The organism is Bradyrhizobium sp. SZCCHNR1098, from assembly GCF_032489375.1.
Classification (GTDB): Bacteria; Pseudomonadota; Alphaproteobacteria; order Rhizobiales; family Xanthobacteraceae; genus Bradyrhizobium.
This window is the reverse complement of the sequence record NZ_JAUEXY010000011.1, coordinates 1-26351: the sequence shown is the minus strand read 5'-3', so window position 1 is coordinate 26351 and position 26351 is coordinate 1. Positions and strand designations below refer to the sequence as shown.

The window sequence follows — 26351 nt, the reverse complement described above, 5'->3', positions numbered from 1 at the left end:
GGGGATGGCTAGCGGCCATCCATGATCCGAGCGGTGCGCAGGGCCTTCCAGGGCCCTTTTTTATTGCCCGGAAGCCATCGAACCGACCAGCCGAGCCACTGACCGAAACCATCCGCTAGACCCGACCGACCAAGACGACAAGCCGCTGACAGAAGCGATCCGGAGCCTGCCATGACCGACAAGAGCCACGATCCGAACCAGATGACCGGCGCCGCGATGATCGTGCGCGCGCTCATCGACCACGGCGTGCAGCACCTCTTCGGCTATCCCGGCGGCGCGGTGCTTCCGATCTATGACGAGATCTTCCAGCAGAGCGAGGTCGAGCACATCCTGGTCCGCCACGAGCAGGGCGCCGGCCACGCTGCCGAGGGCTATGCCCGCTCGACCGGCAAGCCGGGCGTCGTGCTGGTGACCTCGGGCCCCGGCGCCACCAACATGGTGACCCCGCTGGCCGACGCGCTGATGGACTCGATCCCGCTGGTCTGCATCACCGGCCAGGTGCCGACGCACCTGATCGGCAACGACGCCTTCCAGGAGTGCGATACGGTCGGCATCACCCGGCCCTGCACCAAGCACAATTGGCTGGTCCGCAACGTCAACGATCTCGCAAAAGTGCTGCACGAGGCGTTCTACGTCGCGACCACCGGCCGTCCCGGCCCTGTTGTCGTCGACGTGCCGAAGGACGTGCAGTTCGCGACCGGAACCTATCATCCGCCGCGCAAGTCCGACGTGCACATCTCCTACGCCCCGCGCGTCAAGGGCGATGCGACGCAGATCCGCAAGGCGGTGGCGCTGCTGGCCGGCGCCAAGCGGCCGGTGATCTATTCCGGTGGCGGCGTCATCAATGCGGGGACCGAGGCCTCGAAGCTGTTGCGCGAGCTGGTCGAGGTGACGGGCTTCCCGATCACCTCGACCCTGATGGGGCTGGGCGCCTATCCGGCGTCGGGCACCAACTGGCTCGGCATGCTCGGCATGCACGGCACCTACGAGGCCAACATGACGATGCATGATTGCGACGTCATGCTGTGCGTCGGCGCGCGCTTCGACGACCGCATCACCGGCCGCACCGACGCGTTCTCGCCGAACTCGAAGAAGATCCACATCGACATCGATCCGTCCTCGATCAACAAGAACATCCGCGTCGACGTGCCGATCATCGGCGATTGCGGCGACGTGCTCGCCGACATCCTGCAGGTGTTCAGGGCCGAGGCGAAGAAGCCCGACATCAAGGCGTGGTGGCAGCAGATCGCCACCTGGCGCGCGCGCAACTCGCTCGCCTACAAGCCGAACCGCGACGTCATCATGCCGCAATATGCGATCCAGAGGCTGTTCGAGCTGACGCGCGGGCGCGACACCTACATCACCACCGAGGTCGGCCAGCATCAGATGTGGGCGGCGCAGTTCTACGGCTTCGAGGAGCCGCACCGCTGGATGACCTCGGGCGGTCTCGGCACCATGGGCTACGGCCTGCCGGCCGCGATCGGCGTCCAGGTCGCGCATCCCGACAGTCTGGTCATCGACATCGGCGGCGACGCCTCGGTGCAGATGACGATGCAGGAAATGTCGACGGCCGTGCAGTACGAGCTGCCGGTCAAGATCTTCATCCTCAACAACCAGTACATGGGCATGGTGCGGCAGTGGCAGCAGCTGCTGCACGGCAACCGCCTGTCGCATTCCTACTCGGAGGCGCTGCCGGACTTCGTCAAGCTGGCAGAGGCCTATGGCGGCGTCGGCCTGCAGGTGTCTAAGCCCGGCGATCTCGACGGCGCGATCAAGGAGATGATCTCGGTCAAGAAGCCGGTGCTGTTCGACTGCCGCGTCGCGGCGCTGGAGAACTGCTTCCCGATGATTCCGTCCGGCAAGGCGCACAACGAGATGATCCTGCCGGCGGAAGCGTCCGATCCGGCCGCGGCGTTCGCCGGCGGCAAGGCGCTGGTGTGAGGACTGATCGTGAGGGCGATGCCAACCCAACACTCCGCTGTCATCGCCCGGCTTGCCGCCTTCGCTAAAGCTTCGGCGCGCCCTGAACGCGCGGCCTCGTCGAAGCCTTGGCGAAGACGGGACCGGGCGATCCAGTACGCCGCGGCCACCATGAGTCCTACGACGGCGACGGCGTACTGGATGCCCGCTTTCGCGGGCATGACAGCTGTGATCAGGAGGCGGCCGTGTTCACACTAGCCGAGCTCGAAGCCGCCCACGCCATCGTCGCGGCCGCGGTGCCGGCGACGCCGGCGCATGCGTGGCCGCTGCTGGCGCAGCGGCTGGGGACGCATGTCGTCGTCAAGCACGAGAACCACACCCCGGCCGGCGCCTTCAAGGTGCGCGGCGGGCTGGTCTATGTCGACAACCTGAAGCGCACGCATCCCGGCGTTCGCGGCCTGATCACCGCGACGCGCGGCAATCATGGCCAGAGCGTTGCGTTTGCCGGCCGTCGCAACGGCCTGCCGGTGACGATCTATGTGCCGCATGGCAATTCGGTCGAGAAGAACCGCGCCATGGCGGCGTTCGGTGCCGAGCTGATCGAGCACGGCAGCGACTTCCAGGAGGCGCGCGAGGAGGCTGGCCGCCACGCCGCGCGCGACGGCCTGCACATGGTGCCGTCGTTCCATCCCGATCTCGTGCGCGGCGTCGCCACCTACGCGCTGGAGCTGTTCCGCAGCGCGCCCGATCTCGACGTGCTCTACGTCTCGATCGGGCAGGGCTCGGGCATCTGCGGCTGCATCCTGGCGCGTGATCTCTTGGGCCTGAAGACCGAGATCGTCGGCGTGCAATCGACCGAGGCGCCGTCCTACGCGCTGTCGTTTGCGGCCCGCACCGTCGTGACGACCAACAGCGCCGATACGCATGCCGACGGCCTTGCCACCCGCAGTCCCGATGCCGATGCGCTGGCGATCATTCTTAAAGGCGCCTCGCGCATCGTGCAGGTCAGCGACGCCGAGATCGCCGATGCCGTGCGCATTCTCTGGACCGACACCCACAATCTCGCCGAAGGCGCCGGCGCGGCACCGCTCGCAGGTGCGTTGCAGGAAAAGGGCAGGCTCGCCGGCAAGCGCGTCGGCCTGGTGCTCACGGGCGGCAACATCGATCTCGACCTGTTCAGGCGCTGGGTGATGCCGGCGGCCGCTCATGCCGAAGCGGGAGCTGCATGATGCGCACCCGGCCTGCCACACAAACCACTGTCATCGCCCGGCGCGACCGGGCGATCCAGTACGCCGCGGCAATCGTGAGTCTCACGACGGCCGGCGTCGACCGGATGCCTGCCTGCGCGGGCATGACGGCAGAGGGAACAAGGGGACACCAATGAACCAGCCAGCATCGGCCTATTTCATGGAAGAGCGTCACGATCCGAACGAGACGCACACGCTGGCGGTGCTGGTGCAGAACGAGCCGGGCGTGCTCGCGCGCGTCATCGGCCTGTTCTCGGGCCGCGGCTACAACATCGAGAGCCTCACCGTCTCCGAGACCGAGAGCCAGAAGCATCTGTCGCGCATCACCATCGTGACGACCGGCACGCCGATGGTGATCCAGCAGATCAAGCACCAGCTCGACCGCATGATCCCGGTCTACCGCGTCGTCGACATGACGCTGACCAAGCGCGCGATCGAGCGCGAGCTCGCAATGGTCAAGGTGCGCGGCACCGGCGAGCCGCGCGTCGAGGCGCTGCGGCTGGCGGATGCGTTCCGCGCCCGGGTGATCGACGCCACCACGGAAAGCTTCGTGTTCGAGATCACAGGCAATACCGACAAGATCAGTCAGTTCATCGATCTGATGCGCCCGCTCGGCCTGGTCGAAGTGGCCAGGACCGGCATTGCGGCGATCGGGCGGGGATCGGAAGGGATGTGAGCCATGCTGGCGCGCGACTGGTACTACAACGAACGCAACCGGATCGGGCTCGACCATGCCGTGGCCTCGATCTATGGCTCGGGCGATGATGCCGACGAGCGCGCGCGCGCTCTGACGATGCTCGGCGTCAAGCCGGGTTGGCGGGTGGCCGACATCGGCTGCGGCAACGGCGTGCTGGCGACAGAGGCGGCGCTGCTGGGCGCGGTGGTCGACGCCATCGACATCTCGCCGGCGATGCTGGCGCTGACCCGGATCTACAGCCGCGACCGCCGTACCGCGGTGCGGATGCATTCGGCGGGGCTGCTGTCGTTCGCCTATGAGGCTGCGACCTACGACCTGATCGCCAGCGAGTTCACGCTGCACCATCTGCCGGACTTCTGGAAGGCGGTGGCGCTGGCGCGGATCTTCGCGGCGCTGAAGCCCGGCGCGCAATTCTTCCTGCGCGACATCGTCTATGTCAGCATGCCCGACGGCGCCGAGCGCTCGGTCGAGCAGTGGGCGGACTTCAACATCAAGAACCACGACCTCGCTCGCGACAGCGTCATCACCCACATGCGTGACGAGAACTCGACCTTCGCCTGGGTGATGGAGCGCATGCTCGCCGAGGTCGGATTCGTGACCGTCTCCGCCGACTACCACGCGCCGATGCACGCGACCTATGTGCTGCAGAAGCCGACGGGGCAGGGCTAGGCGCTGATGCTTGTGCACGACGGTGAGGTGGCCACGCTGCCACCCTCCCCTGGAGGGGGAGGGTCGGCTCACATCGCGCGAAGCTGCGATGTGAGCCGGGGTGGGGTGATGCCTCCACGCCGGAGCCGTGTCTGCGGCCCACCCCACCCCGATCGCGCATGGCATGCGCGATCGACCCTCTCCCTCCAGGGGAGGGTGAAGAGTCGTCGTGCGGAGAGAACTCATTAGAATGTCCCAGCAGCTCCTCATCGCCTTCGTCACCTTCGCGTTCGTGATGGCGTTCACGCCAGGGCCGAACAACATCATGCTGCTGTCGTCGGGCGTGACCCATGGCTTCCGCCGCACGGTGCCGCACATGATGGGCGTCAGCTTCGGCTTCGCCTTCATGGTCGGGGCCGTCGGCTTCGGCCTCGCCACGGTGTTCATCTCCTATCCGGTGCTGCAGGAGGTGCTGAAATATCTCGGCGCCGCCTACCTGATCTATCTCGCCGTGGTGATCGCGTTCTCCGGATCGGCCAAGCCGGATGACGACACGACGCCGCGCGGCCCGATGTCGTTCTGGGGCGCGGCGCTGTTCCAGTGGGTCAACGCCAAGGGCTGGGTGATGGTGATCAGCACCATCACCGCCTATGCCGCGATCGCCAGCTTCCCTGCCAATGTCGCGCTGCAGGTCGGGATCAGCTTCGTGATGGCGATCGGCTCGACCATCACCTGGACCCTGTTCGGGACGGCGCTGCGGCCGCTGCTGAGTTCCGAACGCGCGGTGCGCGGCTTCAACATTCTGATGGCCGTGCTGCTGCTCGCCTCGCTCTATCCCGTCTTCATGGACGCATGAGGGAGGCGGCCGCCATGCGAGATCGGGGTTTCCAACCACGCCCAAAATGCTCTAGACACGGGCCGGATTTCGTCCGGGCGCAGCCGCCCGTGCCTCACCCAAGCGTCTGACTTTTCAGCCAATTCCGGCCATCTCAAAGAGGAAACGACAATGCGTGTCTACTACGATCGCGACGCCGATCTGAACCTGATCAAGGGCAAGAAGGTCGTCATCGTCGGCTACGGCAGCCAGGGCCACGCCCACGCGCTCAACCTGAAGGATTCCGGCGTCAAGGACGTCGCGATCGCGCTGCGCAAGGGCTCGGCTTCGGCCAAGAAGGCCGAGGGCGCCGGCTTCAAGGTGATGGAAGTCGCCGAGGCCGCCAAATGGGCCGACCTGGTGATGATGCTGACCCCGGACGAGCTGCAGGGCGACATCTATCGCGAGCACCTGCACGACAACATGAAGCAGGGCGCCGCGCTCGTGTTCGCCCACGGCCTCAACGTGCATTTCAACCTGCTCGACCCGCGCCCCGATCTCGACGTGCTGATGATCGCCCCGAAGGGCCCCGGCCACACCGTCCGCTCCGAATACCAGCGCGGCGGCGGCGTGCCGTGCCTGATTGCGATCGCCAAGGATTCCTCGGGCAACGCCCATGACCTCGGCCTGTCCTATGCCTCGGCGATCGGCGGCGGCCGCGCCGGCATCATCGAGACCACGTTCAAGGAAGAGTGCGAGACCGACCTGTTCGGCGAGCAGGCGGTGCTGTGCGGCGGCCTGGTCGAGCTGATCAAGGCCGGCTACGAGACCCTGACCGAGGCCGGCTACGCCCCGGAGATGGCCTATTTCGAGTGCCTCCACGAGGTGAAGCTGATCGTCGACCTGATCTATGAAGGCGGCATCGCCAACATGAACTACTCGATCTCCAACACCGCCGAGTATGGCGAATACGTCACCGGTCCGCGCATCGTCACGGCCGAGACCAAGGCGGAGATGAAGAAGGTGCTCGGCGACATCCAGTCCGGCCGCTTCGCACGTGACTGGATGCTGGAGAACAAGGTCAACCAGACCTCGTTCAAGGCGACCCGCGCCAAGCTCGCCCAGCATCCGATCGAGGAGGTCGGCGCCCGGCTGCGCGACATGATGCCCTGGATCAAGAAGGGCGCGCTGGTCGACAAGAGCAAGAACTGAGTTCGCGCAGGACTTGCTGAGAATTGAGAACGGCGGGCCGAGGCCCGCCGTTTTTGTTTGGTAGGTGAGTCCTTAGGCTGTTTCAGGACGTCGCGCGGCGTGAGGCCAGCGGCGCGAGCAGGCGGACGATCTCGCTGACAGCGACCAGGCCGACGAGCCAGGCGGCGCTCGTCAGGCCGAGGCGGGCGACGATCGGGAGGGTGAAGCTCGCGGCACCGCCGAGCGCAGGCGTGGCGGCCAGCAGCACCAGCTCGTAGCCGGCGTAGGCCCTGAGGAGAGCGACGGCAAGCGCGACCAGCGCTGGTGCTGTGCGCAATGTCGCCAGCGCCATGCGGGCCACAACGGTGGCGCTGAGCGCGGCGGCGCCGATCATCGCGCCCCAGGCCAGCGTGTTGGCATCGACCGGATAGTGCAGGGCGCCGAAGCCGATGCCCTGGTTGACCAGCCAGGCGCCGAGCATCACCGGCAGCGCCGTGCGCAGCGGAAGCAGGGCGGCCGCAATCACGGCGAAGGCCGCAAACGGCGTCGCGCAGCCGAACACGAAGCTCGCCAGCGCACAGGCGGTCGTCAGCAGCGCGAAACAAAACGCGGCTGCATGCCGCGGCGGGACGGGCGCGAGGCGAGCCTCGGAACCAGAGGGGGCGAGGACGTCGAGAGTCATGGAACATCTCCTGTTGTTGCAATTGTAGTCCAGTTTTGAGGCGGCTGTCAGCCGCTTCGGGAGGTCTGCATCACTGCACGCCGAAACTCGCGAGCCGGATGCCGCCGAACACGCCGAAGCCGGGCGCCAGGAAGCCGGTCGGGTTCTGGATGTGACGGTTGAACAGGTTATCGATCCGGCCAAACACCTTGACCTGGTCGGACAGCGCGTAGTCGCCGCGCAGGTTCACGAGCGCATAGCCGGGTGCGACGAGGCCGGTGGTCATGCCGTCGCGGCTGACATCGAGCCAGTCGCCGACCCGCAGCAAGGTGGCCGACAGGCTCAGCGCATCGATCGGCAGCCAGGTGGCGGTGGCGCTCCATTTCTCCTTCGGCCGGCGCAGCAATTGCTGGCCGGTAGCCGCGTCGACGGCGCGGGTGAAGGTGTAGTCCGCGCGCAGCGATATCCGATCGGTGAGCCACGCCGTCACGAAGCTCTCGGTGCCTTCGGTGGTGGCGAGGCCGACATTGGCGTAGGAGGTGAAGGTCGCGTTGAAATTGATCAGGTTGGTGATGCTGTTGTGGAAGTAGGTCGCGCCGAAGCGGACGCGATCGTCGAACAGCGGCTGCTCGAAACCGGCATCGTAGCCGGCGCTCTGCTCCGGCCGGAGGTTGGGATTGGCGAAGAAGTTGAACGCCGGGAAATCCTGGTGCAACTGGCTCAAGGTCGGTGCCTTGAAGCCGGTGCCGTAGCTCGCCTTCAGCTTGGTCTCGGTGACCGGCAGGATCACCGCCGGCGCGATCCGGTAGGTGCCATGGCCGCCGAACTGGTCGTTGACGTCGTTGCGCAGGCTCGCGACGACGAACCAGCGTCTGGCGAACTCGGTCTGCAGCTCGACGAAGCCGGCCTTGTTGCCGTTCTCGGCTGAAAGGTCGGTGGTCTTCAGCCGTTCGGTCTGCTGCTCCAGGCCGACGATCAGGTTGTTGCGCGGGGCGAGCTCGGTCACCGCGTGCCAGTCATATTTGATGCGCTCGCCGGTCGCGACCGCGGCGACGGGATTGCCGGCCGTCAGATCGGACGACCAGTTGTTCACATAGTTGACGCCGAAATAGTTCCTGATGCGGCCGCCGAGCAGCGACCATACGGCTTCCTCGCGCGTCGCCAGTTGATGGACGGTGTGGTTGCTCTGGGCAGCGTCGGGAAAGCTGGGAAAGCCGCTGTCGCCGGTGAACAGCAGGGTGGCGTCAGTGTAGCGGACCACCGAATTGAGCGTCCAGGCCTCGTTGAGATCGACGCCGAGCTTGGACGAGGCGGTGACGTTGTCGTAGGCGTTGCCGATGGCCTTCTGCCCCGCAGGCAGCAATTGCCACGGGGTCACCGGAACGTCACCGGCGTGCAGATGCGCGACGTTGACTGCGTAGTTGACATTGTCCTGAGAGCCGCTCAGCCCCGCGCTCTGGTTGAAGGTCTTGAACGAGCCGCTCTCGACCGAGGCGGTCGCCCGCGCCGGTCCGTCGCCCTTGCGCGTGACCATCGAGATGACGCCGCCGATCGCATCGGAGCCGTACAGCCCGCTCTGCGGCCCGCGCAGCACCTCGAGCTGCTGGATGTCGGCGGCGAGCAGATGCGCGAAATCGAACGCGCCATTGCCGTTGGTGACGTCGCCTGCGTCGATGCCGTCGATGATGAGCTTGGTATGGTTGGCATTGGTGCCGCGCATGAAGACGTTGGTCTGGCCGCCCGGGCCGCCGGCCTGCACGATGTTCAATCCGGGGACCGTGCTCAGGATGTCCGGCACGGTGCGGGCCTGCTGCGCGGCGATATCCTTGTCGGTCACCACGGTGATCGCATTCGCGACGTGGGCCACTGACGTGACGACGCCGGTCGGGCTGACAGCGACGGGCGCTCTTGCCGGCGCGGCCGGCTTTGCCACCGGCATCTGCTGATGCGCGGCGTTGCCGGTTCTGCGGGCGATGGCTGGTCTCTGGGCGATCGGCTCGCGCGGCGGGTCGACCTCAACCGGGGGCAGAAGGTCGGGGGAGGCGGATTGCTGCGCTGCCGTGGGCGAGGGGCCGAGCAGGGCGAATGACGAGAGGACGCAGAACGACGACAGAACGGCGCGATGCCGCCTGGCATGGGGAATGGGAGACACGAGTGACCTCGGCATGACGTCAGTGGCACGTCACCGCGAACGAGGTCTCACGCAGCCCTTTGCAGACCTGCCTGAAAACGATGCCAATAACGCCCCGACCGGCATCCTCGCGTGTGACCACGGCTGACGGCAGGTCTCCTGGCTCGCGGGTCGTCACCTCCACGTCGCCTTCCCGGGACCGAGATTTCCCAGTGGCCTATGACGCGAGATTCGCCGCTTACAGTTGCGGGGGCAGCTGCGGCCTTCGATCACGTCTCTTGCGAGACGCATCCGGCACCGCATTCCCTTTTGAGCCCCGGTCGAGGGGCACCGTCACGATCACCGTAGGAGTGCGGGCGCACCAAAGTCAATCCGGCGCCCGGTGATCTCCTGGCGATAACGCTGGCCGGTCGGCTTGATGATGCCCGGCCGCCTGCGACAACCAGAGCTGTCGTCCCTGCGTTCGGAGGGACGACAGCGGAGTATGAGGAGGCTCGCGAGTCGTTGCTGATGAGGATTGCGTCTTGTGAGCACCCGCTCACTTCTCGACCTTGTTGTGCACCATCCAGAACCGCAGCGTGCGCTGGGCGGTGTCGAGCGACAGCCGGGCATAGTCGCGCTCGGCGAGCTTCAGGGTGTTGCTGTCGATGGCGTGCTTGATCGGCCGGTGGGTCAGGATCTTCGCCACCACCGACCAGGCCAGCCTGGCGGCACGGCAGGGGATCAGCACGATGTCGGTGCGCGGGCCCTCGAGCACCTTGGCCATCATCTCGGTCGGCACGTTGTTGAGCAGGCCGAGTGCGGCGGAAACCTCGCCGAAGCGGCGGGTCTCGGCGAAGAAGGCGATGGCGGCATCGTTGAGCTCGTTCAGCCCCTTCATGCGCTTGACGGCCTCTTCGGCCAGTGTGAAGTCGCGGCCGACCAGGCCGCCGTCGCTGCGCGCGACGTCCGCGATGGCCTTGAGGATCTTCTTGATCTCCTGCCGCAACGCCGGCGGCGCCGAGGCCATCAGCTTGGCGCGCACGGCTTCGGTGGCGCGGCGCAAGAGGTCGCGCAGGTGCTTGGTGGGCAGGTCGACGCGCAGCCCGATGATCTCGGACAGCTCGTCGTCATCCGCGGCATGCGCCATCATCCCGGAATAGCCGGTATCGGAGAAGCGCGCGGTCTGGTTGTTGGCGAGCTTGCGGATGACCCGGCGCTCGCCGCGGTCGACGATGATGTCGGTCACCGCCTCGGTCAGATGCGGACGGCTGGAGATCGCCATCAGGTGATCCTGGCCCTTGGTCGCCGCGACCTCGACCAGCGTATGCTCGGTCAGCCGGCTCGAGTGCATCAGCACGCTCTCGGCCACCGAGATTTCGTCGTCACGGGCGAGCTGCTGGATCAATTCGACGGGGGCGTAGTCGACCGGCGCGAGATGCTTGGAGAGCTCGGCCCGCGCGCGGGTCTCCACTCGCGAGACCAGCATGCACAGCACATTGTCGAACACCTTGATCTGGTCCTCGGTGAGGCGTTCGCCGTCATGCAGGAACAGATTGGTGACCTGGCGCAGCGTGTTGACGCGCTTCGCCGAGGAGCCGCTGCGGACGGCCTCTTCGAGCTCGGTGATGATGGAGTGTTCTGAAGGCGGGAGCTGTTCTGGCTGTGACACGATCGCGCTCGTTTGTCCGGATGGCCGGAGCGACAGCGACGCGCTTGTGATCCCGCTGCAAGGCTCTCGGCCGGAGCAGTTTTCGGCACGGGCGATAACAACGCGTTAGGGTCGGAGGACGTAGTACCCCGGAGAAACACGGATACGGAAAATTAAGGCGATACGCGTAGAGGGGGACGACGAGCTGGAGCCGGTCTTCCGGAGATTCGCCGGACAGGCGATGGAATGAGATGCGAAGACCTCCCCGCAGACGCGGCGACGACAGGCCAGCGAAACGGAAAGATTAATGATCTCATAAGGTCACAGACCTTCCTTCATCCAGTTTGCTCGCTGCCCTCGATCTCACGTCAGCTGTCATCCTCCCAAACATTGAAACTTAAATCCCATTCTTGCCGCGGCCATTTTGCCGTGCGCCGTGCGCTGCGTGCCGTCTCCCGGTGTTCCGGGGCGGGCTCGGAAGGGGGATGACCTCGCGCGAAAAATCAGCGCCAGCATCGTGCCGCATCCCGTGCGATAATCGCCGCGCAAATCGTTGAGGTCGCCATGAAATCCGTCGTCATCACCGGCGCGTCCACCGGCATCGGCTTCGCCTGTTCGAAGCTCCTGCTCGCGCGTGGCTTCCACGTGTTCGGCAGCGTTCGCAAGCAGGCTGATGCAGACCGTCTGCGCAGCGAGCTCGGCGCCAACTTCACGCCGCTGCTGTTCGATGTGACCGACGAAGCGGCGGTGAAGGCGGCCGCCGGCGAGGTGCGAGCGGCGCTCAAGGGCGAGACGCTCGCCGGTCTCGTCAACAATGCCGGCATCGCCGTCGCGGGGCCGGTGACGGAGCTGCCGATCGAGCAGTTTCGCCATCAGATGGAAGTGAACGTCATCGGTCCGGTGATTGCGACCCAGGCGTTCGCGCCGCTGCTCGGCGCCGATCCGGCCATGAAGGGAGAGCGCGGCCGGATCGTGATGATCAGCTCGGTCGCGGGCCGCAATGGCAACCCGCTGATGGCGCCGTATTCGACCTCGAAGCATGCGGTCGAGGGGCTATCCGAGAGCCTGCGCCGCGAGCTGATGCTGTTCGGCATCGACGTCATCGTCATCGCGCCGGGGGCGGTGAAGACGCCGATCTGGGCCAAGGCCGAGGAGGTCGACCTGTCGGCGTACCAGGCCTCGCCGTTCTTCCCGGCGCTGCAGAAGATTCGCGGCTTCATGCTGCATCTCGGCAAGACCGGGCTGCCGGCCGAGACCATCGCCGCGCGAGTGGCCGACGCCTTGACCCTGCCGGCGCCCAGGGTGCGCTACGAGATCGCGCCCGATGCTATCAGGCAATGGATCGTGCGGGTGCTTCCGAAGCGGACCGTCGATCGCATCATTGCCAAGCGGCTCGGCCTGACGCCGGTGATCAGGGCCTGATGCCGGCGATGACGACCATCGGCAAGACCCAGGCGGAGCTGACCCGCCTGGTCGAGGAGGAGATTCGCGCGCAGCCGGGGTGCGAGACGGCACGCGTGCCGGCCGTTCATGCGCTCGACGCGCGCAGCGGCCGCAACTGGGAGATCCCGCACGTCGTTCTCGGCGATAGCCTGATCAGCGACGTCGACCGCGCCGTGATGAGCGTGCAGCGCCGGCTCGGGCGCGAGTTTCACCTGATCGATGATCCCGTCACGGAGCCAGCCTCGGAAGCCGCCGCGACGCCGCAGATCGACACCGACGACTCCTGACATTCCCTGCGCTGACGTGAGCCCTGCGGGCTCAGGTCAGCAGGCCCTGCCGCAGCGCCAGCCGTACCAGCTCGATGTCGCTGGCGACGCCGAGCTTGTCCTTGATCAGCGAGTGCAGGTTGGCAACCGTCTTCGGGCTGAGATGCAGCGCTGACGCGATCTCGTCGGTGGTCCGTTCGGCCAGCAGCATCTGCATCACCTCGAACTCGCGCGCGGACAGGACGTCGGCGGCCGCCCGCTCGCCGGACAGCCGGCTGAGCGCGAGCTCGTGATCGATGTCGGGGCTGATCGCGATGCGGCCGGCGAGCACGTCCATGACGGCGCGCACGAGCGTCTCCGGCGGGCTGCTCTTGGTGACATAGCCGCGGGCGCCGGCGCGGATCGCCTGCACCGCGAAGCCCGCATTCTCATGCATCGTGAAGACGAGGATGCGCGCGCTACGATCCCATTGCCGGATGCGGCGGATGCCCTCAATGCCGCCGACGCCCGGCATGGTCAGGTCCATGATGACGAGATCGGGCCTGACCTCTTTGAACAGCCGGTAGGCTTCGGCACCATCGGCGGCTTCGGCGACCACGCGCAGCCCCGGCTGCTTCTGCAGCATCGACCTGTAGCCCTCGCGGACCACGGCATGGTCATCGACCAGCAGGATGGTGCCGGCGGGCGCCGTCATGCCGCGCAAGCCGTTTCCGGCTGGGTCGGCGCACGCGAGAGATCGGGCAAGGCCGGGACCGGAATCTCGACGCGGAGTCGCGCGCCACCACCGGAGGTGGCCGCGAAGCTCATCTGGCCTCCCATGGAGGCGACGCGCTCGCGCATGCCGAGCAGGCCCATGCCCGGCTTGTCGGGAGCTTCACCTGCGGGACCGTCGTCTTCGACGGTGAGCACGGTCGCGCTCGCCGGCCCGTCCTGAAGCGTCAACTGCAGCCGCACGCGCGTCGCTCCGGCGTGCTTGACGGCATTGGTGAGCGCCTCCTGGGCGATGCGATAGAGGTTGGTGGCGATGATGCCGGGCAGTCGGTCGATGCCGCCCGACAGGCTGATCTCGAAAGCGGTGCGGCCGTGCTGCCGCCTGTTCCACCCGGCCACGAGGCCTTCGAGGCTGGCGGCGAGGCCGAGCTCGTCGACATCAGGTGGGCGCAGCCGCATCAGCGCGCCGCGCAACTGGTCCATCATGTCGCTCGCGGTGCGCGCGATGCCGTCGCATTCGCCCACCAAAGCGGGGCAATCCTGCGCCGCGCTGTGACGGATCGACGCCGCGAGCGCCCGGATCGCCGCCAGCGACTGGCCGAATTCATCATGCAGCTCGCGCGCGAGGTGGCGGCGCTCGTCGTCCTCCAGCGCAATCAGGCGCCGGGTCAATTCGCTGCGCTGGGCCAGCGCTGTCTCCAGCCCCTCGGCGAGCTGGTTGAAGGCATCGCGGATCGCCGACAGCTCGGCAAGGTCGAACGGCGGCAGCCGTGCCGACAGATCATGGGCCGCGATCCGCTCCAGCCCGGCGCGGATCAGCCGGGTCGGGCGCAGCGCGCGGGCCAGCGCGGCGTAGGCCAGAATGCACAGCAGCGCCAGCGCCGTCCCGAGCACGGGCAGCAGCCGGCTGAGCTCGCGCCAGGCCTCCGCGGTCATGACGCCGGCATCGGCCCAGACGACGGCATCGCCGGTCGTTTCGCCGCGAAAGCTGACCGGCCGTGCCGCTTCCCGGCCCGGATCGAACAGCCGCCGATACAGCATCGCGAAGGCGCGGGGCGGATCGTCCGTCTGCGCCTCGGCGCCGCCGCAGATGCGCTGCACGATCGCGCCGTCGACGCCGCGATAGGCGATGCACAGGCCCGGTCGCATCGCGGCGGCGGCGACCGCATCGAGGTCGGGAAAGCCGGCCGGCGGGCTGTTGACCCAATGCATCTTGCTTTGCTGCAATTGCAGCGTCCTGGCCGTGATCTCGGCGATCCGCTCATTGCGCGCTTGCACCGAGCGCTCGGTGTCGAACAGCACATAGGCGCAGATCGCCCCAAAGCAGAGCGCCGAGACCACCGAGATGCGCAGGGTCAGACGGTATTTGAGGTCGTAGCGGGTCCACATCTTCGGCACGTCCATGGTAGCCCTGCCCGCCGGCATTTAACGGCAGAACCGCCTGGGCCAAAAGCGCTGCGGCCTGGTCGCCGTCACCGTCGTGAAAATTTCCCGTGCCGCGCCGGGACCGCGGCCGCTGCGGCCGTAGCGCCGCTGCGTCTAGCTTTGGATCGCCAGACATCGCTGCAGGGGGATCCCATGTCGAACCGTCGCGTCGTCCGTTGTCTCGTTCTCGCGCTTGCTTTCGCGGCCGGTCCGGTCCGCGCCGCCTCCGGCGATGTCCCGGCTGTGCTGGTCGACGATTTCAGCTATCTCGACACGTCCGGCGAGCCGGTCGATCAGACCGCAGCGCATCAGCGGCGGCTGGATGCATTCATCGCCGCGCTCCGCAGCGACGTCGCCGCCGACGCGCGGCTGCGGCCGGTCAGCCCGTCCTGCGCGCCGTCCTGTCCCACCGATGCGTCCCCGGAGGCCCGGCTGCAGATGGCGGCCGCGGCCGGCGCAACCGTCGTGATCACCGGCGGAGTCCAGAAGCTCTCCACGCTGGTGCAGTGGGCGCGCGCCGCGGCCATCGACGTCGCCTCCCATCGGGTCGTCTTCGACAAGGTCTTCACCTTCCGCGGCGATAGCGACGAGGCCTGGCAGCGCGCTGCGATCTTCGTTTCGCGCCAGGTCCGTGACGCACTGGCGCCGCCGGAGCCGATCCGGCTGGCGCTGCTGCCGTTCGAGCTCGACGACACCAGCGCAGGTGCGGCGCTCGGCGAGACCGAATCCGACCAGAAGGGGCTGCAGGAGGCGACCGACGCGGTGCGGCAGCTGCTGGCGCAGTCCGGGCGCTATCGCCTGGTGGACGCGGCCGGCGAGATCAAGCCGGGGCAGCCCGTGCGTGAGTGCGACGATTGCGAGGCCCGGGCGGCCCGGGCCGTCGGCGCCCAGCAATCGCTGCTCGGCATCGTCCGGCGGATCGGCCGCACCGAATACATCATCGGCTTTCGTGTCCGCCAGGCCGACAGTGGCGCGCTCGTCGCCGCCGGTGACAGCGGATTGCGCCTCGGCGCCAATTATTCCTGGAGTCGCGGCGCGGTGCGTCTGGTGCGCGAGCGGCTGCTCGAGACCGGCACCCAGAATTGAAAAAGGGCGAGGATCGGTACGCGAAGGACGGCAGTGATGCCACCTCTCGTCGTGGCGCGAGACGACTCGCCGCCCTCCGTGCAAATCCGGGCTGTTGTGATTTGTGACGATTTCATTACGGTCGGATGACAGGATAGGCTTCCTTGATCTGTCGGCATGCGCCGGCGAAGGGCGCCTGCATTCACCGCCTGATGTCACTGACCCCGAACGACCAACCGATCACCACGCTCGCCGCGGCGAGCGCAACACGCTCCGCGGCCGTCCGGCTGTCCGCCGTCGCCACGCCGCATGTCGCGGCGCTGGCCCTGATGCTGCACACCGAGACCGATTTCGGCTCGCGGCTCGGCTTCGTGCTGGCCTGGGGCATCCTGAACTGCTTCTGGCTGGTGCTGCTGCGGCGGCCCGCGGTGTCCGGCGCGTTGGCGCTGACCATGGTCGTGGTGCTGGTGCTGCTGTCGCAGCTCAAGCACGCCGTGGTCCAGATGACGGCGAACTTCGTCGACGTGATGCTGATCGATCACGACAGCGCGGCGTTCCTGTTCACGATCTTCCCGAACCTGAAGCTGTCGGTGCTGGTGGCGGCCGCCGTCGTGCTGCCGCTGATGGGGCTGCTGTGGTGGGCGGATCCGTTCCGGATCGCGCGGCTGCCGGCGCTGGCCGGCAAGCTCGCCTGCCTTGCCGCGCTCACGCTGTATTCGCTCAACTGGCGCGACGAGACCTGGCGCGGCTATTATGACGACGGCTATCTGTCGAAATTCGCCCGCTCCGGCGTCACGGCGGTGTCGGACTTCCTCGCCAACGGCTTCATGGAATCCGACGCCACGGCTGATCGAAGTCTGGCTGCCTTCGTCCCGGATTCCTGTCATCCGGCCGGACGGCGCCCGAACATCGTGCTGATCCACGACGAATCCAGCTTCGACATCCGCTCGGCGCCAGGCATCAAGGTGCCGGATGGCTATGGCAGCCATTTCAAGTCGTTCGACGGCAAGGCGCGGCAGTTCATGGCCGAGAGCAATGGCGGACCGAGCTGGTTCACCGAGTACAACGTGCTCGCCGGCCTGTCGTCGCGCTCGTTCGGCCGCTTCGCCTATTTCGTGACCCGGATCGCGTCCGGCCGGGTCGAGCGCGGCCTGCCGCTGGCGCTGCGCAATTGCGGCTACGACACGGTGTCGCTCTATCCCGCGCAGGGCGCCTTCATGAGCGCGCGCAGCTTCCAGACCACGGTCGGCGTCGACCGCTTCCTCGACGCGCGCGATCTCGGCGCCAAGGGCGTCGAGCCCGACGGCTTCTTCTACGATGCCGCGCTCGATCTGATGCAGCACCGGCCGCGCGGAAAGCCGCTGTTCATGTTCGTCTATCTCGCCGCCAACCATTTCCCGTGGGAGACGACGTTCCGGCCCGACCTGACGCCATCCTGGCGAGCGCCCGGTAATCTGCCTTCGATCGATGAGTATCTGCGCCGCCAGGCGATGAGCGCGACGGACTATCAGCGCTTCCTCGCCAGCCTGAAGAAGCGCTTCGGCGACCAGCCGTTCCTGATCGTGCGCTACGGCGATCACCAGCCGGAGTTCTCGCCGCACATTCTCGATCCCAAGCTCGACGAGGCCGGCATCGGCGAGAAGCTCGAAAGCTATGATCCACGCTATTATCAGACCTATTACGCCGTCGATGCCGTCAATTTCGAGCCGCGCCAGAGCGCGGTCGTGATGGATCGGATCGACGCCGCCTATCTGCCGCTGGTCACCTTGGAGGCGGCCGGCATTCCGCTCGATCCGTCCTTTGCCGAGCAGAAGGACATCATGCTCCGCTGCAAGGGCGTGTTCTACGCCTGCGGCGACGGCGCCGAGGCGCGCCGCTTCAACCGCATGCTGATCGACGCCGAGCTGATCCGGGGGCTGTGACCGGCCGACGCCAAGGTCGGCCGGGCAACGTGTTTGCAACGCCCGCTGCTACTCCGCGGCAGTATCGGTGACGATGCCGCCGATGTTCTGCCAGTGGGCGCCGTCGAACTGGATCATCTGCAACTGCTTGTTGACGCGATAGTCCGTCGGCGAGGTCGTGATGCTGATGCCGGGCAGCAGCATGCCGAGCTCGACACTGTCGAGATGGGTGGCCTGCTTCAGCACGTTCTCCCGCGTCAGCTCGTCGCCGCACTGCTTCAGCACCTGGACCAGGAGCTCGGCGGTGATGTAGCCATAGACGTTGAAGTTCGAGCCCTTGTCGCCGTCGGGATAGTACTTCTCCATGAAGGTGAGATAGCGCTGCACGCCGGGGTCGTTCTTGAAGCCCTCCTCGAGCGGGTCCTTGACGTAGCCGACGCTGATCAGACCCTTGGCGTTCTCGAGCCCGGCGGGCTTCAGGGTGGCGCCCAGCGAATTGGCATTGATGTCGACGATGTGGACCGGCTTCCAGCCGAGCTCGGCGACCTTCTTGATGGCCTGCGCCGCCTGCTTCGGCGTCGAGGCACTGAACAGCAGATCGGCGCCGGCGTCCTTCAGCTTCAGGATGTGAGAATCGATCGTCGGCTCGGTGATCTCGTACGACGATTCGGCCACGATCATCTTGGCGGCCTTGTCGCCCAGCCCGGCCTTCAGGCCGGCGAGATAGTCGCGGCCGAGATCGTCGTTCTGGTAGAGCACGCCGATCTTGGCGTCGGGATGGGTCTTGAGGATGTACTGGCCGTAGATGCGGCCTTCGACGACATAGCTCGGATTGAAGCCCATCGTCCAAGGAAAGTTCTTGGGATCGGTGAAGCGCGAGGCGCCGGTGGCCGCGAACAGTTGCGGCACCTTCTTCGTGTTGAGATATTTCTGCACGGCGACGTTCGGCGCGGTGCCGATGATTTGGAACGTCAAGAGCACCTCGTCGCTCTCGACCAGCTTGCGCACCTGCTCGACCGTCTTCGGCGGCGAGTAGGCGTCGTCATACTGGATCAGGTTGATCTTGCGGCCGTTCACGCCGCCCTGGTCGTTGATCATCTTCATATAGGCGGCCTGCGCCTTGCCGATGGTGGCATAGGCCGACGCCGGGCCGCTCAGCGGCACGGTCTGCCCGACCTTGATCTCGCTGTCGCTGGCGCCGGTATCGTACTTCTTCTCGGCGGCCAACGCCGGCGCGGTCGCCGCGAGCGACAGCAGAGCAAGCGCGGCCAGCGCGGTGGTCCCAATCCTCATCACATCCACTCCCTGAATATCTTTTGTGAAACTCATTCGGCCTTGATGGCGGCGTCGCGGATGACCGCGCTCCATTTCTTGGTTTCGTCGGCGATGAACTGGCCGAATGCTGCAGCGTCGCGCGGCTGCGGATCGAGCCCCTGGGCGAGCAGCTTCTGCTTCACCTCGGGGGCTGCGAGATCGGCGAGAATCTCGCGCGACAGCCGGTCGACGATCGGTTGCGGCGTCGCGCCCGGCGCCATGAAGCCGTACCAGCCCGACGCCACCACGTTCGGCAGGCCCTGCTCGCGCAGGGTCGGCGCCTGCGGATAGATCGCGCTGGGCTCGGTGGCGGCGACGCCGAGCACGCGGAACTGGCCGGCCTGGATGTAGGGCAGTGCCGTGCTGATCGCGGTCAGCGTCGCATCGACGCGGCCGGCGAGCAGCTCGGTATAGGCCATCGAGTCACCGCGGAAGGGAATGTTGAGGCCGGTCACCTTGGCGTCGCGGAACAGCAGCTCGGCGGCGAGATGCGGCTGCGAGCCGGCGCCCGGCGAGGCGAAGGTCAGGCCCTCGGGCTTGGACCTGCCGTAGGCGATGAGCTCGGCCAGCGTCTTGAACGGCGCGTTGGCGCTGATCATCAGGAAGATCGGCGCAACGACCGTGCCGGCCACGGGGCGCAGGTCCTTGACCGGATCGTAGGTCAGCTTGCCGAACAGCGCTTCGGCGGTGACGTAGGGCGCGGCGGCGTAGAGCAGGGTGTAGCCGTCGGGTGCGGCGCGGGCGACGAGGTCGTTGGCGATGCGGCTGCCGGCGCCCGGCTTGTTCTCGATGATGAACTGCTGGCCGAGGTGATGTTCGAACTCCGCCGCCAGAAGGCGCAGCGAGATGTCGCTGGCGCCGCCGGCGCCATAGGGACAGATCAGCCGCACCATGCGGGTCGGCCACTCGGCCTCGGCTCGTGCACGATGGCCGTAGCCCAGCGCCAGCGTGGCCCCTGCACCGAGCAGGCCGCGGCGCGTCATCGTCGGTTGTCTCATCGCGCGTCTCCCTGTCTGCTGCATCCCTTGTCCGGGCTGCTCCGACGCGTTCTTCGCCGCGCCTTGTCGTCTTTGCTCGCGCCGCGTCAGATCACCTTCCTGCGGGCGAGATCGTCCATCTCCTGGTCTGATAGTCCTAGCCAGCCCTGGTAGATCTCGCGGTTGTCCTGGCCGACGTCGCCGGCGGCATGGCGCAGCGTGGCGGGATCGTTGCCAAAGCGCGGCACGACGTTCGACATCGCCACCGAGCCGAAATCGCGGTCGGGCACGCGCGTGATCATCTCGCGCGCGATCGCCTGTGGATCAGTCGCGATCTGGTCGATCGCGTAGATCGGCGCGATCGTTCCCTTGGCCGCGGTGAAGCGGGCGACGACATCATCCAGGTCATGCGCGGCGCACCAGGCGGCGAAGATCGCGTTGAGTTCGGCCGAATGCTTCACCCGCGAGGCATTGTTCGCGAAGCGCGGATCCTCGATCAGGTCAGGACGATCGATCGCGCGACAATTGGCGGCGTAGAGCGCGTTGGTCGAGCCGGCGAGCGTCACCCAACGATCGTCGCGGGTGCGATAGACCGCGGCCGGCGCCGAGTAGCCGTTGGCATTGCCGATCCGGCTGCGGCTGAAGCCGAGCTGGTCGTGCTCGACCGGCAGCACGTCGAGCAGCCGGAACACAGCCTCCGTCAGCGCCAGGTCGATCTCCTCGCCCGGCGCCTCGGGATCAACAGCCCGCTTCCACAACGCCGCCAGCACGCCGAGTGCGCCGAACGCGCCGCCGATGGCATCGCCGATCGGATAGCCCGGATGGGTCGGCTCGCCCTCGGCCTCGCCGGTGATGTAGGTGAGCCCGCCCATCGCCTCGAAGATGCGGGCAAAGCCCGGACGGTCGCGGTACGGCCCGTCCTGGCCGAACGCGGTGGCGCGCAGGATGACGAGGCGCGGCTGGATCGACCACAGCACCTCTTTCGTCAGCCCCCAGCGGTCGAGCGTGCCCGGGCGGAAGTTCTCGATCAGGACGTCGAAGCGCGGCAGCAGCCGCTTGAACAGCGCGAGCCCCTCCGGCGTGCGCAGGTCGAGCGTCGCGAGGCTCTTGTTGCGGTTGGCGGTCTTCCACCACAGCGGCTTGCCGTCCTTGAACGGCGGAAAGGTGCGGACACCGTCGCCATGGCCCGGCATCTCGATCTTCAGAACCTCGGCGCCGTAGTCGGCGAGCAGCGTCGCCGCGAACGGTGCAGCGATGATCGTCGCGATGTCCAGAACGCGCAAACCCTGGAGTGGCCCGGCCATGTCGTGATGCACCTGTCTCAGCCGGCTTCGGCCGCAAGCGCCGGCTCCGGCGCGCGCCTGATGATCTCGGGCTCGGCTTCGTTGATGAGCGCCCGGATGCTGGCGGCGAGCGCCGTGATGCGCGGACCGATCTCGGCCTCGAGCTGACCCGGCTGCAGCCGGAAAGCGGGAATGCCGCAATTGATCGCGAAGGCGCGGCCGGAGCTATTCGCGTAATGCAGCGGCGCAGCGACGGCGTGAATCGCGGGCATGTATTCGCCGACACAGGTGCAGAAGCCGCGCTCGGCACATTGCGTGATGCCGTCGAAATAGAGCGTGCGGAAGCTGGCCCATTGCTTGGCATCGTCGGCGGCGAGCTGCGCGTCGAAGCGCGCGGCTTCGGCTGGAGGCAGGATCGCGGCCGCCGCGCGTCCCATCGCGGTCGCGACCACGGTGATCGGCATGCCGATGTCGGGAACGTGCGGCCCGACATCGCCGGAGCGCGCCGTCTCGACATAAACCACGGCGTTGCCGTCGAGCAGGCCGATCGAGACGGTGCCGCGCACGCTGGCGGCAAAATCCTGCATCAACGGCCGTGCGAGCTGCCGGAACGGCATGTCGGCGAGCAGCGGATGCGCCATCCGCAGCGCGCGGACACCAAGGCGATATTTCGCGAGGTCCTGGTCGAAGGAGAGATAGCCGAGCTCGGTGAGCGTGTGGGTCAGCCGGGCGACCGTAGGCCGCGGAATTCCGGTGCGCACCGATATGTCCATGTTTCCGAGCACGGGAGATTCCGTCCCGAACGCCTCCAGCACGATGAGGCCCTTGGCCAGCGTGGTGGCAAAGGCGGCGTCGCCGGCGCTGTCGGCCAGCATCGTTTCGAGGGCGCGATTGCGGACGGCGAGGGCGGATCGTGGTGGTGCGGGCATGCGGCGCAGAATGATCCAGGAATTTCTGAGAGTCCATATATTTGTGGATGTGATGATTCTTCGTCTACTATGTGGACGAATGTCGGACGTGCGGTGGCCACGCGCGATGCTCGCCCGATCGTGGCTTGTGACGCGGGTGGAGGCCCGCTACCGGTGCCGCCTCAACGTCCGGGAGGCCAATCAATGTCGACATCAGTCAAGCAGATGCTGGAAGCCGCCAACGCCGCGGTTCCGAAGATCACGCCGGCCGAGGCGCAGGCCATGATCGCCAAGGGCAACACCCTCATCGTCGACGTGCGCGATGCGCCGGAGGTCGAGAAGAGCGGCAAGATTGCCGGCGCCGTGCACGTTTCGCGCGGCATGCTCGAATTCCGCGCCGATCCGGACTCCCCCTATCACGACAAGAATTTCGCCAAGGACAAGAGCGTGATCCTGTATTGCGCCTCGGGCGGCCGCTCGGCGCTGTCGGGCAAGACGTTGAAGGATCTCGGCTACGACAAGGTGTTCAACGTCGGCGCGTTCAAGGACTGGGCCGAGAATGGCGGCGCGGTGGAGAAGCCGATCGAGCCGGGGATGTGAGCGTGCCCAGCTGATTGGTGCGGCGGTCGCAGCGCCAACCACCGCCGTCATTGCGAGCGAAGCGAAGCAATCCAGGGCTCCGCAAGGACTCTGGATTGCTTCGGCGCTACGCGCCTCGCAATGACGTGCTGCGAAGGCAGGGCTTACTTCGCGATCTTGCTCCACAGCCAGCGCGCCACCGCCTGCGGCGAGGACTGTGCGTCACTACCGGAAGCGCGCAGATTGGCCTGCTGCATGGTCGCGATGTCGATGCGGCCGAGCAGCGGCCGTAACGCATCCTGCAATGCGCGGTCCTCGGCGCGCTTCGGCGACAGCAGCAGGATCGCGTCGTAAGGCGGGATCGCCTGCTTCGGATCGTCGAGCACGACGAGGTCGTGTTTCGCGATCAGCCCGTCGCTGGTGTAGCCGGCGATGACGTCGACCTCGCCGGACGCGACTGCCGCGTACATGAAGTCCGGCTGCATCTGGCGCTGGGCGCGGAAGGCGAGACCATAGGCGTCGCGCAGGGCCGCCCATTCCGGGCGCGAGAAGAACTCGTAGTCGCCGGCGATCGACATCTCGGAGGCATGGCGCGCGAGGTCGGCGATCGAGCGGATGCCGAGGGCTTCCGCCTTCTTGCGCGGCATCACCAGCGCATAGGCGTTCTCGAAGCCGAGTTCGCCGAGCAGGGTGACCTTGTCCTTGGCGAGATCCTGCTTCAACGCATCGAGCAGTGCGACGCGCGGCAGCTGCTCCGTGTGGTGGAACTGGTTCGCCCACAGCGTGCCGGAATACTCGACATAGAGATCGATGTCGCCGCTCTTGAGCGCACCATAGATGACGCTGGAGCCGAGGCCGGCGCGGGATGTGGCCGTGAGGCCTGCCGCCTGCAGCCGTTCGCTGAGCAGCGCCGACAGCACATATTGTTCGGTGAAGGTCTTGGCGCCGATCACGTAGCGCGCGGACGTGCCGGCGAGCGAGGGCAGCAGGCTAGCGCCGACCATCAGCGCGATCGTCGCGGTGCCGAGGCCCACGCGGGCGCGGCTGCGCGTGCGCAAGCCATGCTCGATCAGCGCTAGCAACTGATCGACCGCAAGCGCCAGCACCGCGGCGGCGACGCAGCCGAACACGACCAGCACCCAGTTCTGGGTCTGCAATCCGGCAAAGATGTAGTTGCCGAGCGAGGTCTGGCCGATCGGCGTCGACAAGGTCGCGGTGCCGATCACCCACACCGCCGCGGTGCGGATGCCGGCCATGATGACCGGCAGCGCCAGCGGCAGCTCCACCATCGTCAGCGCCTGGCGCTCGGTCATGCCGACGCCCTTGGCGGCCTCAATCAGGCTGGCGTCGACGCCGTTCAGCCCGGTGATGGTGTTGCGCAACACGGGCAGCATCGAATACAGCGCCAGCGCCAGCATGGCCGGCAGGAAGCCGAAGGCCGAGAACGACAGGCCGAACCAGCGCAAGCTCAGTGCCGCCAGCGCCAGCAGCAGCGGATAGAACAGCGCCAGCAGCGCCAGTCCCGGCACCGTCTGCACCACGCTGGCGACGCCGAGCAGCAGATTGCGCAGGGCAGGGTGATTGCGCGCGACGAGCGCGAGCGGGAAGCTGATGGCGAGACCGAGCGCGAGCGCCGCGATGCTGACGCGCAGATGGCTGCCGAGATAGTCGGCGAGATGCGACAGCGCCTCGGCGAAGCGTGGATCCGACAGGACGCTCATGCCGCCCCGCTGTCGGGCAGCAGCGCCACCAGCCGCGCCGCCTGTCGGCGCGGCGTCGTCATCAGCTCCGTCACGTAGGGTTCGCGGCTGGCCGCGAGCTCGGCCGGCGTGCCGACCTCGACGAGGCGTCCGCCGCGCATCACCGCGATGCGGTCGGCGAGCAGCAGCGCCTCGGTGATGTCATGCGTGATCATGATCGTGGTCAGCGCGAGCTTGTCGTGCAGCGCGCGATAGTCGCCGCCGAGCGCATCGCGCGTCAGCGGATCGAGCGCGCCGAACGGCTCGTCCATCAGCACGATGCGCGGCCGCGCCGCGAGCGCGCGGGCGACGCCGACACGCTGGCGCTGGCCGCCGGATAGCGCGTGCGGCAGCCGGTCGCGATGCGCCTTGCGGTCGAGCTGGACGAGGTCGAGCAGCTCGTCGACGCGCGTGGCGATCTCGGCCGGCGGGGTCCCCAGCAGCCTGGGGGTGATGCCGATATTGGCGGCAACCGTCATGTGTGGAAACAGCGCGCCGCTCTGGAACACGGTGCCGATGCGGCGGCGCAGGCCGACCGGCTCGAGGCCGGCGATGTCCTCGCCGGCGATGCTGATCGTGCCGCCGTCCAGCTCGATCAGCCGATTGGTGAGCCGCAGCAGCGTGGTCTTGCCCGAGCCGGAGCCGCCCACGATTGCCAGGAACTCACCCTCGGCGATCTCCAGCGATACGCCGTCGACCGCGGTCACGGCGCCTGCCGCGCCGAGGAAACTCTTGCGGACATTGGCATAGACGATGAACGGCGTGCGCTGCATGCGGCCTTGTGGAACGGTTGGCCTTGGGCTCAGGCAGAACACCTAGCACGTCCGGCCGCCGCGTTGAACTTCGCCCCGCAAGCGGCTAAGCCGTCCCGGCCATTCTCGGGGGAGGAACTTGGACGTGACGATGCCCACGGCCGCCGCGGTCGCGCTGGAGCGAACGACGGTGGCATTCCGTCTTGCCGGCGGACGCACCTACACCGCCGTCGAGACGGCGGATCTCAGCGTCGCCGACGGCGAGTTCGTCGCCATCGTGGGGCCGACCGGCTGCGGCAAATCCACCCTTCTCAACGTGGCGGCGGGCCTGCTGAAGCCGGCGGCCGGCAGCGTGCGGATCTTCGGCCAGCCGCTGGCCGGCCTCAATCGTGACGCCGGCTACCTGTTCCAGGCCGATGCGCTGTTCCCATGGAAGACCGCGCTGGAGAACGTCGCGATCGGGCTGGAGGTCGCGGGCACGCCATCGAAGGATGCGGCCGCCAAGGCGCAGCAATGGCTGACCTCGGTCGGCCTTGGCGCATTCGGCAACCGCTATCCGCACATGCTGTCGGGCGGCCAGCGCAAGCGCGTCGGCCTTGCCCAGGTGCTGATCCGCAATCCGCGCATCATCCTGATGGATGAGCCGTTCGGGCCGCTGGACGCGCAGACGCGGCAGATCATGGGCAATTTGCTGCTCGATCTCTGGAATGCCGACCGCAAGGCGGTGCTGTTCGTGACCCACGATCTCGAGGAGGCAATCGCGCTCGCCGACCGCGTCGTCATCATGTCGGCCGGCCCCGCCTCGTGCATCATCGGCGACTGGCGCGTCACGCTGCCGCGCCCGCGCGACATCTTCGAGGTGCGCATGAAGCACGAGTTCCACGAGCTGCACCGCGAGATCTGGCAGACGCTGAAGGCCGAGGTCGAGAAGACCTACAAGCAGGCGGAGGCAGTGTGATGGGAGCCGTGACTCGTTCGATCATGAAAGCCCCGCTGTTTCCGCTCGGACAGTGTACTCCCTCCCCCCTTGTGGGGGAGGGGCGGGGAGG

At 67.1% G+C, this 26351-nt stretch carries 23 protein-coding genes and 1 riboswitch; of the genes, 12 read left to right on the top strand and 11 right to left on the bottom strand.

Translation table 11 applies throughout. From position 1 onward, the window contains the following. Positions 1-171: 171 nt before the first annotated feature. The 6 genes from QX135_RS22550 (at position 172) to ilvC (ending at position 6538) form a co-directional block, all read left to right on the top strand. Positions 172-1941, top strand: a complete 1770-nt coding sequence (locus tag QX135_RS22550) for an acetolactate synthase 3 large subunit (protein ID WP_316178659.1) — start codon at positions 172-174, stop codon at positions 1939-1941. Positions 1942-2165: 224 nt separating this feature from the next. Then, positions 2166-3149: a threonine dehydratase gene (locus QX135_RS22545; RefSeq protein ID WP_316178660.1), complete on the top strand. Its 984-nt coding sequence runs from the start codon at positions 2166-2168 to the stop codon at positions 3147-3149. Positions 3150-3300: 151 nt separating this feature from the next. Further along, complete coding sequence (ilvN, locus tag QX135_RS22540; RefSeq protein WP_315756361.1) at positions 3301-3843, top strand: acetolactate synthase small subunit; 543 nt, start codon at positions 3301-3303, stop codon at positions 3841-3843. A gap of 3 nt (positions 3844-3846) precedes the next feature. Beyond that, entirely contained in the window at positions 3847-4533 is a 687-nt protein-coding gene (locus tag QX135_RS22535) for a class I SAM-dependent methyltransferase (protein ID WP_316178662.1), read from the top strand. A 229-nt stretch (positions 4534-4762) separates the two neighbouring features. Beyond that, positions 4763-5368, top strand: coding sequence for a LysE family translocator (locus QX135_RS22530; protein WP_315736891.1), 606 nt, complete (start codon positions 4763-4765; stop codon positions 5366-5368). A gap of 150 nt (positions 5369-5518) precedes the next feature. Beyond that, positions 5519-6538: a ketol-acid reductoisomerase gene (gene ilvC, locus QX135_RS22525; RefSeq protein WP_315736892.1), complete on the top strand. Its 1020-nt coding sequence runs from the start codon at positions 5519-5521 to the stop codon at positions 6536-6538. An 82-nt stretch (positions 6539-6620) separates the two neighbouring features. Here ilvC and QX135_RS22520 read toward each other — a convergent pair whose 3' ends face one another. The 3 genes from QX135_RS22520 to QX135_RS22510 form a co-directional block, all read right to left on the bottom strand. Then, entirely contained in the window at positions 6621-7199 is a 579-nt protein-coding gene (locus QX135_RS22520) for a hypothetical protein (RefSeq protein WP_316234293.1), read from the bottom strand. Between the two features lie 70 nt (positions 7200-7269). Next, positions 7270-9345 carry a TonB-dependent receptor plug domain-containing protein gene (locus tag QX135_RS22515; RefSeq protein ID WP_410053228.1) on the bottom strand — a complete coding sequence of 692 codons (2076 nt, stop codon included), beginning with the start codon at positions 9343-9345 and terminating at the stop codon, positions 7270-7272. 95 nt (positions 9346-9440) lie between these two features. Then, positions 9441-9659: riboswitch (cobalamin riboswitch) on the bottom strand. Between the two features lie 188 nt (positions 9660-9847). Continuing rightward, positions 9848-10960 carry a DUF2336 domain-containing protein gene (locus tag QX135_RS22510; protein ID WP_316234291.1) on the bottom strand — a complete coding sequence of 371 codons (1113 nt, stop codon included), beginning with the start codon at positions 10958-10960 and terminating at the stop codon, positions 9848-9850. Positions 10961-11503: 543 nt separating this feature from the next. Here QX135_RS22510 and QX135_RS22505 point away from each other — a divergent pair. Both QX135_RS22505 and QX135_RS22500 read left to right on the top strand, forming a co-directional pair. Beyond that, entirely contained in the window at positions 11504-12361 is an 858-nt protein-coding gene (locus QX135_RS22505; protein ID WP_316178665.1) for an SDR family oxidoreductase, read from the top strand. Then, complete coding sequence (locus QX135_RS22500) at positions 12361-12669, top strand: hypothetical protein (RefSeq protein WP_316178667.1); 309 nt, start codon at positions 12361-12363, stop codon at positions 12667-12669. Before QX135_RS22505 ends, QX135_RS22500 begins: the two co-directional genes overlap by 1 nt. A 31-nt stretch (positions 12670-12700) precedes the next feature. Here the strand turns inward: QX135_RS22500 and QX135_RS22495 are convergent, their stop codons facing one another. Together QX135_RS22495 and QX135_RS22490 are read right to left on the bottom strand one after the other, a co-directional pair. Beyond that, positions 12701-13342 (bottom strand): response regulator transcription factor, encoded by a 642-nt coding sequence (locus tag QX135_RS22495; protein WP_315736899.1) that lies wholly within the window; start codon positions 13340-13342, stop codon positions 12701-12703. After that, a complete protein-coding gene (locus QX135_RS22490) occupies positions 13339-14748 on the bottom strand; it encodes a sensor histidine kinase (protein WP_316234321.1) in 1410 nt (469 codons plus the stop codon). The genes QX135_RS22495 and QX135_RS22490 overlap by 4 nt, the downstream gene beginning before the upstream one ends. 189 nt (positions 14749-14937) lie before the next feature. On the opposite strand from QX135_RS22490, the gene QX135_RS22485 reads away from it, so the two are divergent. Together QX135_RS22485 and QX135_RS22480 are read left to right on the top strand one after the other, a co-directional pair. After that, on the top strand, positions 14938-15870 hold the full coding sequence (locus QX135_RS22485; RefSeq protein WP_315756353.1) for a DUF2380 domain-containing protein: 933 nt from the start codon (positions 14938-14940) through the stop codon (positions 15868-15870). A gap of 191 nt (positions 15871-16061) precedes the next feature. Further along, a complete protein-coding gene (locus tag QX135_RS22480; protein ID WP_316234320.1) occupies positions 16062-17771 on the top strand; it encodes a sulfatase-like hydrolase/transferase in 1710 nt (569 codons plus the stop codon). 48 nt (positions 17772-17819) lie between these two features. Here the strand turns inward: QX135_RS22480 and QX135_RS22475 are convergent, their stop codons facing one another. The 4 genes from QX135_RS22475 to QX135_RS22460 form a co-directional block, all read right to left on the bottom strand. Then, positions 17820-19043 (bottom strand): ABC transporter substrate-binding protein, encoded by a 1224-nt coding sequence (locus QX135_RS22475; RefSeq protein ID WP_316234290.1) that lies wholly within the window; start codon positions 19041-19043, stop codon positions 17820-17822. Positions 19044-19075: 32 nt separating this feature from the next. Then, entirely contained in the window at positions 19076-20062 is a 987-nt protein-coding gene (locus QX135_RS22470) for a tripartite tricarboxylate transporter substrate binding protein (protein WP_316178673.1), read from the bottom strand. An 86-nt stretch (positions 20063-20148) separates the two neighbouring features. Further along, positions 20149-21345 (bottom strand): CoA transferase, encoded by a 1197-nt coding sequence (locus QX135_RS22465; protein WP_316178675.1) that lies wholly within the window; start codon positions 21343-21345, stop codon positions 20149-20151. A 17-nt stretch (positions 21346-21362) separates the two neighbouring features. Then, complete coding sequence (locus QX135_RS22460) at positions 21363-22253, bottom strand: IclR family transcriptional regulator (RefSeq protein ID WP_315778662.1); 891 nt, start codon at positions 22251-22253, stop codon at positions 21363-21365. Between the two features lie 183 nt (positions 22254-22436). Here QX135_RS22460 and QX135_RS22455 point away from each other — a divergent pair, with 183 nt between their 5' ends. Further along, entirely contained in the window at positions 22437-22832 is a 396-nt protein-coding gene (locus tag QX135_RS22455; RefSeq protein ID WP_315736910.1) for a rhodanese-like domain-containing protein, read from the top strand. Between the two features lie 143 nt (positions 22833-22975). On the opposite strand, the gene QX135_RS22450 is transcribed toward QX135_RS22455, so the two are convergent. Further along, positions 22976-24532: a glycine betaine ABC transporter substrate-binding protein gene (locus QX135_RS22450; RefSeq protein WP_316178678.1), complete on the bottom strand. Its 1557-nt coding sequence runs from the start codon at positions 24530-24532 to the stop codon at positions 22976-22978. Next, positions 24529-25323, bottom strand: coding sequence for an ABC transporter ATP-binding protein (locus QX135_RS22445; protein ID WP_316178680.1), 795 nt, complete (start codon positions 25321-25323; stop codon positions 24529-24531). The genes QX135_RS22450 and QX135_RS22445 overlap by 4 nt, the downstream gene beginning before the upstream one ends. 130 nt (positions 25324-25453) lie before the next feature. On the opposite strand from QX135_RS22445, the gene QX135_RS22440 reads away from it, so the two are divergent. Then, a complete protein-coding gene (locus QX135_RS22440; protein WP_316178760.1) occupies positions 25454-26260 on the top strand; it encodes an ABC transporter ATP-binding protein in 807 nt (268 codons plus the stop codon). Positions 26261-26351 lie beyond the last annotated feature (91 nt).